13 protein-coding genes are annotated in these 15,008 nt (G+C 58.1%); 2 read left to right on the top strand and 11 right to left on the bottom strand.

What is annotated here, in order from left to right:
- Positions 1 to 56 precede the first annotated feature (56 nt).
- The gene (locus ABS758_RS07680; protein WP_350381593.1) at positions 57 to 1,109 is read right to left on the bottom strand and encodes a GlxA family transcriptional regulator; all 1,053 of its coding nucleotides are present in this window, start codon (positions 1,107 to 1,109) and stop codon (positions 57 to 59) included.
- A 141-nt stretch (positions 1,110 to 1,250) separates the two neighbouring features.
- Here ABS758_RS07680 and purU point away from each other — a divergent pair, with 141 nt between their 5' ends.
- Entirely contained in the window at positions 1,251 to 2,138 is an 888-nt protein-coding gene (gene purU, locus ABS758_RS07685; protein ID WP_350381592.1) for a formyltetrahydrofolate deformylase, read from the top strand.
- Between the two features lie 59 nt (positions 2,139 to 2,197).
- Here the strand turns inward: purU and ABS758_RS07690 are convergent, their stop codons facing one another.
- From ABS758_RS07690 to ABS758_RS07735, 10 genes are all read right to left on the bottom strand, one after another.
- Positions 2,198 to 2,965 carry a creatininase gene (locus tag ABS758_RS07690; RefSeq protein WP_350381590.1) on the bottom strand — a complete coding sequence of 256 codons (768 nt, stop codon included), beginning with the start codon at positions 2,963 to 2,965 and terminating at the stop codon, positions 2,198 to 2,200.
- Positions 2,966 to 2,976: 11 nt separating this feature from the next.
- On the bottom strand, positions 2,977 to 4,347 hold the full coding sequence (locus tag ABS758_RS07695; RefSeq protein WP_350381588.1) for a cytosine permease: 1,371 nt from the start codon (positions 4,345 to 4,347) through the stop codon (positions 2,977 to 2,979).
- Between the two features lie 186 nt (positions 4,348 to 4,533).
- Positions 4,534 to 5,625, bottom strand: coding sequence for an ABC transporter ATP-binding protein (locus tag ABS758_RS07700; protein WP_350381587.1), 1,092 nt, complete (start codon positions 5,623 to 5,625; stop codon positions 4,534 to 4,536).
- A gap of 4 nt (positions 5,626 to 5,629) precedes the next feature.
- Complete coding sequence (locus ABS758_RS07705; RefSeq protein WP_350381586.1) at positions 5,630 to 6,454, bottom strand: ABC transporter permease; 825 nt, start codon at positions 6,452 to 6,454, stop codon at positions 5,630 to 5,632.
- Complete coding sequence (locus tag ABS758_RS07710; protein ID WP_350381584.1) at positions 6,451 to 7,383, bottom strand: ABC transporter permease; 933 nt, start codon at positions 7,381 to 7,383, stop codon at positions 6,451 to 6,453. Before ABS758_RS07710 ends, ABS758_RS07705 begins: the two co-directional genes overlap by 4 nt.
- 150 nt (positions 7,384 to 7,533) lie before the next feature.
- A complete protein-coding gene (locus ABS758_RS07715; protein WP_350381582.1) occupies positions 7,534 to 8,670 on the bottom strand; it encodes a polyamine ABC transporter substrate-binding protein in 1,137 nt (378 codons plus the stop codon).
- Between the two features lie 333 nt (positions 8,671 to 9,003).
- Positions 9,004 to 10,116 carry an alanine racemase gene (alr, locus tag ABS758_RS07720; RefSeq protein ID WP_350381581.1) on the bottom strand — a complete coding sequence of 371 codons (1,113 nt, stop codon included), beginning with the start codon at positions 10,114 to 10,116 and terminating at the stop codon, positions 9,004 to 9,006.
- The gene (dsdA, locus tag ABS758_RS07725; RefSeq protein WP_350381579.1) at positions 10,088 to 11,419 is read right to left on the bottom strand and encodes a D-serine ammonia-lyase; all 1,332 of its coding nucleotides are present in this window, start codon (positions 11,417 to 11,419) and stop codon (positions 10,088 to 10,090) included. Before dsdA ends, alr begins: the two co-directional genes overlap by 29 nt.
- Positions 11,416 to 12,237, bottom strand: a complete 822-nt coding sequence (gene folE2 / locus ABS758_RS07730; RefSeq protein WP_350381577.1) for a GTP cyclohydrolase FolE2 — start codon at positions 12,235 to 12,237, stop codon at positions 11,416 to 11,418. The genes dsdA and folE2 overlap by 4 nt, the downstream gene beginning before the upstream one ends.
- Before the next feature lie 146 nt (positions 12,238 to 12,383).
- Entirely contained in the window at positions 12,384 to 13,637 is a 1,254-nt protein-coding gene (locus tag ABS758_RS07735) for a M24 family metallopeptidase (RefSeq protein WP_350381575.1), read from the bottom strand.
- 216 nt (positions 13,638 to 13,853) lie between these two features.
- Here ABS758_RS07735 and ABS758_RS07740 point away from each other — a divergent pair, with 216 nt between their 5' ends.
- Positions 13,854 to 14,897, top strand: a complete 1,044-nt coding sequence (locus ABS758_RS07740) for a GlxA family transcriptional regulator (protein WP_350381573.1) — start codon at positions 13,854 to 13,856, stop codon at positions 14,895 to 14,897.
- Positions 14,898 to 15,008 lie beyond the last annotated feature (111 nt).

The raw sequence follows: 15,008 nt of genomic DNA on the forward strand, positions 1-15,008 counted from the left end.
GGCGGGCGAAACTCGATAGAACTAATTCGCCGTACCCGTGGAAGATTCTGGCTACATCAGAAGAACTCATTGCGCCTGGGGAATACCTCGCTGACATAATCGACCAAAGGATCAGGCGGCGACAGCAGAGTATCGGGCAGCTGGGCATGGCTGCGCCACGCACTGGGCGGCATTTTGAAGGCCGAGCGGAACTCGCGCCCAAAATGGGACGCATCGGCAAACCCGCATTCCGATGCGATCACGGCAATGGTTTTCGTCGTATGAGTCAGCATCCAGGCTGCCAACCGCAGGCGCATGCCACGCGCATAGGCCTGAGGCCCCTGTCCGGTTGCCTCCTTGAAGAGCCGTTCCAGGTGGCGCACGGAAATACCTAGTTTGCTACCTAGCTCGTCCAGACTCAGGGCCCGGCCCACATGCTGTTCCATCAGCAGAACTGCACGCCGCACCACGGGATGGGTCGTCGGCTGGATTCCCGGCGGCAATGGCTGAGCAGCGCTGGCCCGGCCCGTATCCTCGACCTGCAAAATGCGCAGGGCTTTTTGCACAATGGACTGGTCGATATGGCGACGCAGGATCTCGGCTGCGACATCGATCGAGGCCCGGCCGCCCGAGCATGTGATACGGCGCCGGTCGAAAACATACAGACGGTCGGCCACCACTTGCGCTGGATCGATCCTGGGAAAGCGTTCGAGGAAATCCCAATAATGGAACCAGCTGATGCAGATGCGGTGCTGATCCAGCACACCGGCCTGCATCAGGGTGAATACCCCTGTACACAGGCCCACGAGATGCACGTCCTGAGTCGCCGCTTCGCGGATAAATTCGAGCACCCGGGAACTGACAGGTGGGCGCTGCAGCAAACCCCCAACGACAACCACATAATCGAAACGGGCAGGATCACCCAGCGGTTCTGAGGGCACCACCTGAATCCCACTGCTGGAGCGAACCGGCACCAGGGATTCATCGACCACCTGCCAGGCACAACGCACCGGGCGGCTTTGGTCACCTTCATCACCGGCCAGGCGCAACACATCCAGCATGCCCGAAAAAGCAGTCAGGGTGAAACTTGGCAGCAAAATGAAGCCAAAACGGACGGGCCCCTTATTCATATGATTTAGTCTCTCCATGCCAATTCATTCAGGCGCCATGACGTTTTCATTCTAGGCGGACATACCGCCCCATGATGTAGTGAGTCTGGATACGGCACTGGCGCACAGTGCCAACCATCCCACCAAGACCGGAGACGTATCATGCAGACTTCACCATCCCAAACGCCGTCGGCCGAGCACACGCTGTTTTGCCTGACGGTATCGTGCCCCAGCAAGGCTGGACAAGTCGCAGCTATCGTGTCGATTCTGGAGCAGCGGCAAGGCTACATCGACGAGTTCACCGTCTTCGATGAAAAAAACACCCAACAATTTTTTGTCCGTTGTGTCTTTCATACTGAACCCCCCCAAACGCTGGACAGCCACTCGCTGAACCACGATTTCGCCAAACTGGCAAAGCGCTTTTCGATGCGCTGGGCCATCCACGACATGTCAAAGCGACCGAAGGTACTGATCCTGGTCTCAAAGCTGGAGCACTGCCTGGCCGATTTGCTCTTTCGCACCCGCATGGGCGAGTTACCCATGGAGATCGCCGCCATCGCCTCGAACCACGATACTCTGCGCCATCATGCCGAGGCCGCCGGGATCAACTTTCACCATCTGCCCGTGACCGGCGACAACCGGCCGCAACAGGAAGCCACCATCCTGAACCTGGCACACACGACCGATGCCGAATTGGTCATTCTGGCCCGCTACATGCAGATTCTGCGCCCCGAGACCAGCAAGGTACTGGCGGGCCGCGCCATCAATATCCACCATTCCTTCCTGCCCGGATTCAAGGGCGCCCGCCCTTATCACCAGGCCTACGAGCGCGGTGTCAAAGTAATTGGCGCGACTGCTCATTTCGTGACTGACGATCTGGACGAAGGCCCGATCATCACCCAGGCCGTCGAACCAGTTGATCACACACAAACCCCCGACCAGTTGCTGGCCACCGGCCGCAACCTGGAATGCCGTGCACTGGCTCAGGCCGTACGCAACTATCTGGAACATCGGATCTTCATCAGTGGGCACCGGACAGTGGTGCTTTAAGGTTAACCCGACGAGAGCCGGACGCCCTCCAGCAGGCCGCCCGACTCTGGCACGATCTCTCAGTCGAAAGCTGTCCGTAGCGCATTTGTAATGCCCTGTACACAAACTGCCAAGATCAGCTTGCCATGTTCCGCGCTGGCTCGGCTGGCTGATGACAGACAACCTGACTCCGGTGTCCATTCCGGCCTGATCGGGAAGAAATCGTAGGGCGGGAACACGGCTGGCGGATGATCCTGCACCTGACTCATGTCAACCAGATCAGAATGCAAATGCAGCATCAAAGAAGTTTCCAACACCCCACCATGTTCCACAGCCCAGCCAGGAAAATCCCCCTGATAGATTTGATCAATCGTCTTCTGATCGATGAAATCCCAATACGACAGGATAATGCAGCGAAAATCCCGTATGCTATCCCAGCGCAGCTCTCGCAATGCCAGATCGACTCCCTCGGTGATGAACGCGGAGTTCTCATAATGACCATTGACGAGCACGACTTTGCGCACGCCGTGGCGTGCCAACTCCTTCAGCACATCACGGATGATGCTGGTGACAGTCAGCCCGTCCAGGCTGGTTGTCCCCGGCATATGATTGCCGCCGCCGCTTTTTTGCTGCGATTTATAGCCATATGCAATGGCCGGCGCCACCAGAGCACCCACCTGTGCAGCCACACGTTCTGAGATGGCGGTCGGCAGCAGAACATCCGGATTCATACTCATGTGGGGGCCATGTTGTTCGAGCGCTCCGATAGGCAACAGCACGGCCGCCCCATTCTTAACTTTGTCCGCGTAAGTCGGCCAGGCCAACTCCGCAATACGCACTTGATTCATGTTTCACCCAATCAGATCAGACGCGTACGTCCCATTTTGAAGCCTAAAGTCAGCACCAAATAACTGACCGCCGTCATGCCAATCGCCGGAAAAGATGCTGTCCAGATCGCAGCCGCATCCGTCAGGATGTAATGCAGCAGGTAGAACGTTCCCAGGCCCAACGCCATCGAGATCCAACCCGTCGCGTTCCAATCGCCCAGCCGGCTCTTGGTGGAACCATCGGGAAAACTCTCGGCAAACAAATCCTCGTCCTTGACCTGACATTTGCGTACGATGAAATAGTCAACTACTACCAAGGTCCACAACGGTATGAAGATCCCTCCGACAATTCCGAGGAAAAACTCGAAATACTCAATAAATTTGTCGAAGGCTAGCGGCAAAAAGCACATTCCAAACTGCAGGAGCGCAATAAGCAGCATATAACGCTTGGGGGATTCGCTGCGCGTAGCACCGACAAGCCCCATGCCCGCCCCATAGAGTACGGTGACGTTGGTGCTGACGGTGGCAAAAAACACGACCAGAAAGGCGACAGTACCCAGCCCCAGAGAAGCAATGGTAGAACTGGGATCTGAGTTGTTAGGGTCGAAAACGCCTGTTTCCAGAACAACACCAATCACGCCGATGGCACCGACGATCATGAACCAGCCTTGACCCAGATTAACGCCCAGCCAGCTGCCTGCCGTGGCTGCGCCCGGCCCTTTGGCAAAGCGGCCAAAATCGCCAATCATCGCCCAGCCCCAGCAAAACCCGAAGGCCAGATCAAAATAGAATGCTGGTGTATGCTGAGCCTGTGGCAAGGTCAGACTGGCTATCTTGGCGTAGTCCCAGTGCTGCAGGACAACAATCGTCTCCCAAACGCCCAGCACGACCAGCAACACCACAGAAATCCATTCGAGATATTTGATGGCGCGATGTCCCACCACCACGATCACGCCCTGCACAACGGCCGTCACCAGAATCCCTAAAATCAGCGGCGTCGTGGAACCAGGCTGCCCATAGGTTGGACTACCCCACATTTCGTGGAACACATAGGTCAATGAGATGGCCGCGATGAAGGTATTGATGCTGGGCCAGCCAATCATTCCAAAGAACTCACCAATGCCGGCCCAACGTGATCCACGAACGCCCAGGGCGGGAACTGTGCAGGTTACAGTAGAAGCCCCATGTTTCCAGGAAATCCAGCCAATCATGGCCCAGGGAATCATCATCAACGGCAAATAGATGAAGGCATATTGCCAGACGAAGCTCATGCCGATGGCCGCAGCCATTCCACCAAAATACCAGGATCCGGTGTTGACCCCAGACCCGAACCAGGTCACAACCTGGTCAAAAAACCCATACTCACGTTTGTCATGCGGAATTCTGGCTGTACCGTATTCCATGTAGTGTCTCCTCGAAGGTGCGCCGGCCCCCCGTTATATCCCGGGAGTGTACCGGCTCTGGTGATTGAGCGGCGGCGCATTTTCAGCATCCGTCCAATCCATCTTAGAGACAGGAAGCCTGGCGGCTTTTTTCAGAAACGACCTTTATTTGCCAGAAAACGAAACCACGCCTAAAGCCGCATGCGCTCAGGCCTGGGAACCCAGAATGCGGGTCTCCTGCACATCCCAGCTGACATGAACCCAGCCATCGTCTTCCACCGGCAATCTCGCGCGCCCGGCATAGGGGACCTGCGCCTGCAATTCCAGGCCGGTTTCCGTCTGGAGATGGATCGTCATGATGGCACCAACGAACTCTTCTCCGACTACGCGACACCGCAAACGATTCTGGCCTGCACCGCCCGGCCCGGCAAAGCGCATGTCCTCGGCACCGACATACAAAGTCACCGGATCTCCTTTGGCAACGCGCCCGCCCGCCGCCAAAGGCGTTTCAAGGACCCCATGATCGGACTTGACAACGATCTTGTCACTGGCGATATTGGCTACCTTGCCTTCGATGATGTTCTTGCCGCCAATGAATTCCGCCACAAACCGGTTGCATGGCATGGAATAGATTTCCTGAGGGGTACCCACCTGTTCAATATGGCCCTGGCTCATGATCACCACCCGATCGGCCATCGCGAAGGCTTCGGAATGACTATGGGTGACATACACAAAGGTGATGCCGATCTCCTTTTGTAGCTCGGTCAGTACGCCTTGCATGCGCACCTTCAGGTTTGCATCCAGAGCGCTCAGTGGCTCGTCGAGCAACAGGATAGGGGGTTCGGTCACCAGGGATCTGGCCAGCGCAACCCGCTGGCGCTGGCCCCCCGATAACTGACTGATGTCCCGATTCGCAAACTCGTCAAGCCCCATGCGCTCCAGCCATTTTCCAGCCCGGCGCCTGCGCTCGGCCTTCTGGACGCCGCGCATCCGAAGACCAAACTCGACATTCTCAGTGACGTTCAGAAAGGGGAATAGCGCAAGGTTCTGCCACACCAGGGGCGTGTCACGATCCCAGGTACTCAGCTCGTTGATGCGTTCTCCGTTGAGGCGAATTTCGCCTTGCGTGGGCTGATCCAGACCGGCCAGCATCCGCAGGGTCGTTGTCTTGCCGCAGCCGCTTGAGCCCATGATTGCCAGGAATTCGCCTTCACTGATGTTCAGGTTGATCGATTCGACGGCGGTAAAGCCCCCAAAGGACTTGCTGACATTATCCAGTTCCACCAAAGGACGATTCATGTTTTCACTCCCCTTTGGCCGTGGCCAAAATTTTTCGAGTCTTGTTTTTCCCATGCCGCAGCAACAGAATCTGCGCCAGGACAACCAGCATGATGGTGACTGTGAATACGATGGAACCGATCGCGTTGATCGTCGGGCTGACGCGTCCCTGCAAGGTCGTGAGGATGCTGACCGGAACCGTGGGATCCAGCCCCGACACGAACCAGGCAACGGCATACTCATCAAACGACACGGCCATGGTCACAAATAGCGCCGCACCGATGCTGGGCAGGGAAAAAGGCAGGATCACGTGCCATAACGCACGCCACTGGCTGGCGCCCAGATTCCAGGCTGCCGCCTCCATGTCGGCGGGCATCAGTGCCAGGCGCATCCGGATCACCGCCATCGCAAACGGGGCGCACATGACGATGTGACTGATCATGACCGCCTGGATATTGCCCGACAGACTGACGCGCGACAGAAACGCCAGCATCGCCAGTCCCATGATGACCACCGGAATGGTCGGCGGCAGCAGCGCCAGCGTCAGATAGACCGATTTGCCGAAGAACCGATAGCGATGATCGGTATATGCGGCGCAAAACCCAAGCGCGGTGGACACCACCGCAACGGTGAAACCGACTTTTGCGCTGTTTCCAAACGCCAGCCAGATATCGGCGTCGGAGATAATGTCCCGATACCACTGAAAACTGAAATCGCCCAGGGGCAAGGTTGGAAAACGATCCGCGTTGAATGAAAAGACAAAGCTGGCCGCGATGGGGGTAAAGATGAATACGAATATCCCAAAGGCATAGCAATAAAGCGTCAGATTGATCCATCGGTTTTCGTTCATTTCGGCCTCCGGTAGGCGAACCAGATTGCCGCCAGGGCAACCGTCAGCAAAGTTACGACCATCGTCACCGCCACCACGGCCGCCTGTGGCCATTGCTGGCCGGACTTGACGGTGTCGATGATCACGGTGCTCAGTACGGTTCTCAGGCCTCCTCCCAAATACAAAGGACTGACAAAATCGCCAAACGTCAGGATGAAACAGAACAGCGCCGCGATCATGATGCCGATTCTGGCGGACGGGATGATGATGTGCCAGATCGTGCCAAGACGGCCACACCCCAGGTTATGGGACGCTTCCACCAGATTACGGTCCACGTAGATCAGGCTGAGCAACTGCAGCAAGGTCACCAGCGGCAGGCACAGGGTGGCATATCCGATCAAGGTGCCCCCCAGGGTATTGAGCATCGCCACCGGCGGCAGGGATAGCCATTTCAGGAGCATATTGACAATCCCTGAATCCGCCAGGACGACCTGCCAGGCATACACACGCACCAGGTAACTGGTGAAAAACGGGATGATCAACAACAGCAGTGCGAGCTGTCGTGCGGAACTCCGAAATTTGAAAGCGATTGCGTAGGCGCATGGAAAAGCAATCGCACTGATGACGACTGCGGTGAGAATCGCCATCCCGAAGGTCAGAGCGTATGCATCGTAAAAATAGCCGCGCGTATAGATGAATGCCCAATTGGCGAACGTAAAATCTGGCTTCAGTCGGAAGAACTCGACCGACCAGAAGGTAATGACCAGCAGGAACACTACCGGGAAGACCAGAAAGAGCAGTTGCCACACAAGCGGCGGCAGGCTCAGGGAAAAGGCATATAGCCTCTGTTTTGGAACGAAATGCCCGGCACGCGGCGACTTCCGTCGCAACTTGCGCGCGTCCGCCGCGGCGCCAGGGGATCGCATTGAACTCTGATGCGGGATTATCACCGAAACCTCCTGTGCCACAAGGCCCAATCAGGCCCTTTGCGGGCTTTCTGCTTTTGAGCCAGGGGACCGACTCTGAAACCGCAAGCCGCTGACCAGGCTCGTGCCCACCACAGTGCTGCATTGGGCACGACCAGCCTGGTCAGGGATTGCTCAAGCGCTCTTGTACTTCTGCCAGAAATTATTCCAGTCCTGCAGCGATTGCTTGACCGGAAGCTGCCGATCATGGATGCGACCTTCCCGGATGATGTTCATCACGTTGTACTCATCCATCAGCATGCCCCCACGTTCAGCCGCCACGTGATTGACCTTTGCCAGGAGTTTCCATCCCTCTTGATTCGGGATCAAGGCCGGGTAAGCCTTCATAGTCGCCGCCTTGACCTGCCCTTCCGGGGTGGACATATATTGCAGGAACTGGGTGGCCAATCCGACCTTCTGGCTGCCCTTGCCGATACACAGGCATTCGTCCCATTGCAGACCGCCTTCCTTGGGCACGACAGTCTTGAACGAACCGCCATCCCGCGCCAGCAGGCCGGTAATCCAGTCGCCGATGCCCAGCATGGCGTGGACCTGCTCGGTTTTCAACGCTGAAAGCGTGCCGCCATAGCCGAAGAACCCAGCGATCTGCGGACGCAGGCTCATGGTTTTGTCCTGCACCTTTTGCCAGGCAGCGGCATCGATATCGTAAGGCTTGGAATTTCCGTTCAGCAGACTCATCTGACCGAGATTGGGCAGATGCCAGTCGAAATGCGCAACCTTGCCTTTGAGCTTCTTGTCCCAGAACATCTCGTAGGAGCTTGCCTGCTCGTCGGTAATATATTTGGTATTGAACGACACCCCCAGGAATCCGAAACGCATCAGCAACGCATACATGTCGTTCTCATGCCATAGCATGGGAAATCTACGAAATTCCGGAAAATAATCATTAAAGGGATAGTCCGCCGGATTCAGCTTTTCGATATAACCCGCGGTCCGTAGCTGCTGGACATATTCGCCGTCCGCGAGAATAACGTCGTAAGTACCCGGCGGCGACTGGGAGATCAGCGCCAGCATCTCGTCCCCGCCGGTATAGTATTTGGCGCGGATCTTGACGCCATGCTTGTCCACAAAGTCCCCGACTACCTCGCGCTCGGCGAAGCCGTTCCAGGTCAGCATCGTCAACTGTTCCAGAGCCCACGCACTGCGTAGCGGAAGCGCGCTGGTGACGGCTGCGGCACCCACCAGCCCTCCGAGTTTCGTGACAAAACGCCGACGGGATGCAAAATCGCTGCGTTTCAAGGGAAGTTTCATGTTCCATTCCTCCTCAGTCGTACCTGGCCATATCCGATATGAAATCCGATATTGATTAGCGCTATTGGAAACAACGAAAGGGACAGTCGCCCTTTCAGGATTTACTTCCGTACAAATGTCATGCGCTGTGGGTTGGACAACGGGCCTGGCCATCACCAGGACACCTGAAAGCATCGAACCGGCACACCGCGAGGGAACCTGGGCCAGCCACTCCTTTGTCTCCGTCTTGTTTATGTCATTGTTTCAGGTTGCCTGTAATGACGATCCTACGGGTTCCGACCGTGGGGCTCATTGTTGGAAACGACATCAAATTGTCTGGAAGCGAACCAGTACCTACCGAGTGCAACGTGGGACGCGATGCGTCAACCCTGCCAGCAGATCATTGGCAATCGTGCTGGATGACCAGGCAACCTCATCCACTGAAGGCCCGCCATCCCCCCACAAAACGACGGGCGACCCGACGTCCGCAGCGGGCACGGGATCCAAGTCCACGGACAGCATGTCCATGGAAACCCGGCCCACCAGCCGGGTTCGCACGCCAGCCACCACCACCGGAGTACCGGTGATGGCGTGGCGGGGATAGCCATCCGCATAGCCGCAGGCAACGATCCCCACCCGCATGTCGTGATCCGTGCGGAATGCGTGGCCGTAGCCGATCGCCTCGCCCGCCGGCAGCACATGGACACTGATCAGTTCGGAGCTCAGCGTCATGGCCGGACGCAGCCCCAGGGATTCGGCATCCCGGCCCATATAAGGGGACGCTCCATACAGACAAATCCCGGGCCGTGTCCATTGCTCATCCCCCGGGATCCGGGCAGCCAGGCCGGGTGCTAGAACCGCGGCCGAATTACAGACGCTGACTGGGCCAGGAAGCCCTGCCGTGACGCGGCTGAAACATTCCAGCTGCTCCCGCGTCACGGCCAGATCGTCATCGGCCCGGGCGAAATGCGTCATCTTGCCGACGGCCCCCAGCACGCCGGCCCTTTGCAACACCCGCGCGCGGTCGAATGCGGCGCGGTATTCCCCTGGCTGAAATCCCAGCCGATGCATGCCGGAATTGAGCATGATGTGAACATCGACGCCGACGCGGCCGGAATGCGCTGCCAGCATGTCCATTTGCGCATGGCTGTGCACCACCGTACTGATCGAGTGATGAGCCAGCACATTCAGATCCTGCGGCTTGAAGAAGCCTTCCAGAAGCAGGATGGGCCGCCGCCAGCCCAGGTCGCGGCATCGCACCGCCTCGTCGAGATCGAGCAGGGCCAGACCATCAGCCGCAGCAAAGCCGCGCACAGCGGCTTCCAGGCCATGGCCGTAGGCGTTGGCCTTGACCACAGCCCAGATGCGCGCCGGCGCAGCCGTATCGTCCGCCAGACGGCGGGCCACACGGCTTAGATTGAGCGCCAGGGCCCCCGCATCAATCGTTGCCAGAATGGGACGCGACACGACACCCTCTCTCGCGAAATTCCTGGCGGATGGCTTCTGGAACCAGCGACCCGCCGGTACTCCAGATAACATGGCTTGCCTGATCCATGACAGATTCCAGGCCATGGCGCTGAAGATAAGCCCGACCCAGTGGCGAATCCAGGACCCACGCGGGCCCACGCAAGCCGGTCGCCGCGGAAGGCTCCACATAGATATTCTCCGCGTTTTCCAGGCGCCAAGCGTCGCCATAGAAAATTGGCTCATCAGCCGTGAACACCCCCGACAGCAGGGGCTCGATCAACGGCGCAACCAGCGGCGAGGCCAGCCCCACCGCAAGGCCATCGGCCTCGGTGCGGTTGTCCAGCCCGACGTCGTAGACGGACACCGGGTGCCGTACGCCGCACGCCAACTGCACCAGCATGCAGGGGGATGCCGTCGGCTCGACGAAGAAGCCATGCACATGTCGGCCAAACAAACGTTTCAAGCCAAACAGGATGCCGCCCGGTGCTCCACCCACCCCGCACGGCAGATAGACGAACAGCGGATGATCAGCGTCGACCAACCGACCGGCCGCCCGCAACTGCGTTTGCAACTCGCGCGCTGCCGCGGCATATCCCAGAAACAGGGCCTCGGAATGCTCGTCATCGACGAAATGCATCATGGGGTCGGCCTGTGCAATCGCCCGGCCGGCGGCCACTGCGGCCGCATAGTCGCCAGAGTGTTCCACGACATCGATCCCGTGCTTGCGCAAGCGTTGTTTCTTCCATTCCTTGGCATCTGCGGACATATGCACCACTGCGCGCAGACTCAGGCCCGCCCCGATCAGGCCGATGCCCAGGCCCAGGTTGCCAGTACTGCCGACCGCCAGAGTGTGGCGGCCCAGGATAGCTTGTCCTCGTGGACTGGCTAGTACACGGCGATCCGTATCGTCACGCAACAACCCCTCTTCGGTGCCGATCCGTTCGGCCAATGACAGCACTTCGTGAAAACCGCCTCGTGCTTTGACGGATCCCGCCACGGGCAAGGCATCATCCCGCTTGAGTAACCAGGCCCCGGCTGATTCGCCATGGAATATCAAATCCCTGAAGCGAGGAATCGGCGTCAGGGGTGAATCCAGCTGGCCCGCATTGGCCCGCAATTCGGGGAATACTTGCTCCAACAGACCTGCGCAGCGAGCGAATCGCGCTTCGGCCACAGCTGGATCCAAGGCAACGGCTGTCCCGTCGGATCCGGCATCGTAGCCCGGGTTTAGCCACAGCAAGGGCTGCCTCTGCATCACGCCCGCTGGCAGACTGGAATATCGGCTTGCTAGACTCTCGTTCATCGTTCGTTCCTGTTGTTCACCATGGCATAGGCCGAATGATTATGAATCGACTCGAAATTCTCGGCCTCTACTTGATAGGATGCCACGCCGGGCAGCCGCCGCAACAGGACAGCCACATCACGCACCAGGTCTTCGACGAATTTTGGATTCTCGTATGCCTGCTCGGTGACGAACTTTTCATCCTCACGCTTGAGCAGACCCCATAACTGCGAAGAGGCCTGCGCCTCCACACCGCGAATCAACACATCCAGATCCACCGCCATGGGCGTTTCATAGTCGAGGGAAACCTGGACATGCGAGCGCTGGTTGTGTGCCCCGTACTCGGAAATCGCTTTAGAGCAGGGGCACAGGCTGGTCACAGGCACTTGGACCTGCTGCGAGAACCGGGTTGGCGCGCCCTGCGAGGCGTGGGCCACCCAGCTGACCTGGTAATCCATGAGACTGTGCAGGCCGGACACCGGGGCCGCCTTTTCCAGGAAATAGGGGAAGCGGGCGGCCACATCACAAATTTTTGCATCCAGCCGATCACATATGGCCCGTGCCATGCAGCAGAAGCCGTCCGGTGACATCGGTGTTTCGCGCCAGGCTTCCAGCACTTCGATGAATCGCGACATATGGGTGCCCTTATCCTCGGCTGGCAGCGCCACGGTCATCTCCCAATGTGCGACGACTTGCTGAGAAACGGTCGCGGAGACAAGCAACAGCATTGGATAACGAATCCCTCGTACACCGGCCCTCTGGATAGGAATCCCACGGGCATCCAGACTGCTTTGTATGTCCGGCATGGAAGTCGCGACGAGATCGAAAAGCGTATTCATGGACCTCCCGTACAACCGATCCTTTCCGGCCCCTACCGATCGGAGGAGCTTCTTATGTTATGTATAGTGACACATCATGCAAATGCATCAGGCCATGAAGTGCCGACCCCGAGCAAACCGGGATCGGCACTTCAGGCGACAGCGGATCAGCGCTTCACGATATTGTGCTCTGGACCATACGGGAACTTGGTAATATTCTCGGCCCCGTCAGCTGTCACGACCAGGATGTCATGTTCGCGATAGCCACCAGCGCCCGGCTGTCCTTCAGGCAGCATTAGCATCGGTTCCATCGAGACCACCATATTGGGCGTCAGCACGGTATCGATATCCTCGCGCAGTTCCAGCCCAGCCTCGCGCCCATAATAGTGGGACAGGACACCAAACGAATGGCCGTAGCCGAAGGTACGATACTTCAGCACGTCATAGCGATGGAAGATCTCGTTCAGCTCGGCCGCGATATCGCAGCATCGGGCACCCGGGCGGATCAGCTTCTGACCAGCCTCATGCACCTCGACGTTAATTTCCCAAATACGGCGGTGGGCATCCGAGCATTCCTCGGCAAACAGCGTGCGCTCCAGCGCCGTGTAGTAGCCGGAGATCATAGGAAAGCAATTCAGGCTCAGGATGTCGCCGCGCTGGATCCGGCGCGACGTAACCGGATTGTGGGCACCGTCGGTGTTGAGTCCCGACTGAAACCATGTCCATGTGTCCATCAGCTCGGCATCCGGATAGGTACGGGCGATCTCGCGCACCATCGCCTGCGTCGATGCCAGCGCCACTTCGTGCTCAGGCACGCCCACAGCGATGGCATCATGGCAGGCGGCCCCACCGATGTCCGCAATCCGGGCACCCTGTTTGATCAGGGCGATTTCCTCATCAGACTTGACCATCCGCAGCCGCATGCAGGCCTTGCCGATATCCACCAGCTCGCTGCCCGGGAGGGCGGCACGCAGCTTATCGAGGTTTTCTGCCGTGATGTGATCGAGTTCCACCCCGACCCGCTTCCTGCCCTTCAGCAGGGTCTGAGCCGCGTGGAAATAGTTATCTCGCTGCCAATCCGTATAGACGATGTTATCGCCGAAGCTGCGGCGTGCCGGCTGGCCGGCATCAATATTGGCGCTGATGGTGGTGTGCTGGTCCTGTGTAAGCGCCAACCCATAAAAGCGTCCGAAGTGGCAAAATAGAAAATCGGCGTAGTAATTGATGTTGTGGTATGAAGTGAACAAGATGCCATCAATATCATTGCCAGCCATGTGTGCACGCACCGCATCGATGCGCCGCTGCATTTCAGCGGCCGAAAAGGTTGGCTTGGCATGCGTGCCGTTGGGAATCTGCAGCAGGCGCGTCTCGCGCATCTGCTGAGCTGCTGTGGCGGCGTTTGAAAATTGCAGGCTGCTCATGGGGATATCTCCTGTGATTGGCATTGACTTTTGAAATGACCACACGGTCATCCTTGTTCGTGCAGACCATCTTAGAGACCCGATACACCCCACCTTTTTTCAGAAGCGACCTTTAATTGCCTGGAAACGAAGATTCTCACCAAGCAAGACGAATCTATAGCAAACTCGGCACCACAGTTTGAAAGCAGAAGTACTCTTCAGACGGAGACAAGCAGGATGGATATCCTTTCGGTTCAGGATGCCTTGCATGGGCATCCGATCCCTGCCACACAACACTACGGCTTTTTGCTCGTTCCAGGATTTAGCCTGATCGGCTTTTCCTCTGCCCTTGAACCCTTGCGCATGGCCAACCTTGCCAGCGACAACAGGCTGTTTCAGTGGTCCACGATCAGCCTGGACGGCGCCCCCGCCCAAGCAAGCAACGGCATCACCATCCAGCCAGATTACGCGCTGGATGGGGCACCGGCATTCGATACCCTGTTCGTCTGCGGATCCAACCCCATCCCGCCCCGCATCGAACCGCGCTGCCTGAACTGGCTGCGCCACCTGGCACGACAGAAAACCGTTCTGGGCGGCATCTGCACAGGCAGCTACTGGCTGGCACGCGCGGGTTTGCTGAACGGCTACCGCTGCACCCTACACTGGGAAGACACCGAACGGCTTCTGACAGACTTCCCCGACATCATTGTCTCCAAGCACATCTATGAAATCGACCGGGACCGCTACACCTGCAGCGGCGGGATCGCGCCCGTGGATCTCATGGTTGCGCTCATCGGTCTGAGAACCGGGAGCAACGAGATCGCCGCTAAAGTCTCCGAACTGATGGTCTGCGAACGGATCCGGTCCACCCAGGACTCCCAGCGGATACCACTGCGCCAGCAATTGGGAACGAGCCAGCCGAAGCTAACCGAGGTCGTGACGTTGATGGAAAACAACCTTGAAGAGCCTTTAACCAAAGAAGAACTAGCGCAATTCATCCAAGTTTCCGTACGCCAGCTCGAGCGCCTGTTCCAGGAGCATCTGAGATGTACGCCCAATACCTATTACCTCGAATTACGGCTACGCAGGGCACGGCAATTACTTCTGAGCTCGAATCAATCCATCATCGATGTAGCGGCCGCCTGCGGTTTCGTGTCAGTAACCCATTTCACGCACCGCTATCGGGCTTACTTCAGCACCACACCCGGCCGCGAGCGCCGCATCGGCCAGCCACCCAACGCGCGATCGACTGTCGGCAGACCACCCGTGCGGATATCCTGAGCGGCGGCCGGTGGACGTCCGTGACCAGAACGCCCGCAACGGCACTCGCGTCCCGGCATTATGGCGCGAACATACCTGCGAAAGACGTGGCTTTCCCTAGAATGGTCAGCA

The sequence above is a fragment of the Castellaniella sp. FW104-7C03 genome, assembly GCF_040276085.1.
Lineage (GTDB): Bacteria > Pseudomonadota > Gammaproteobacteria > Burkholderiales > Burkholderiaceae_B > Castellaniella.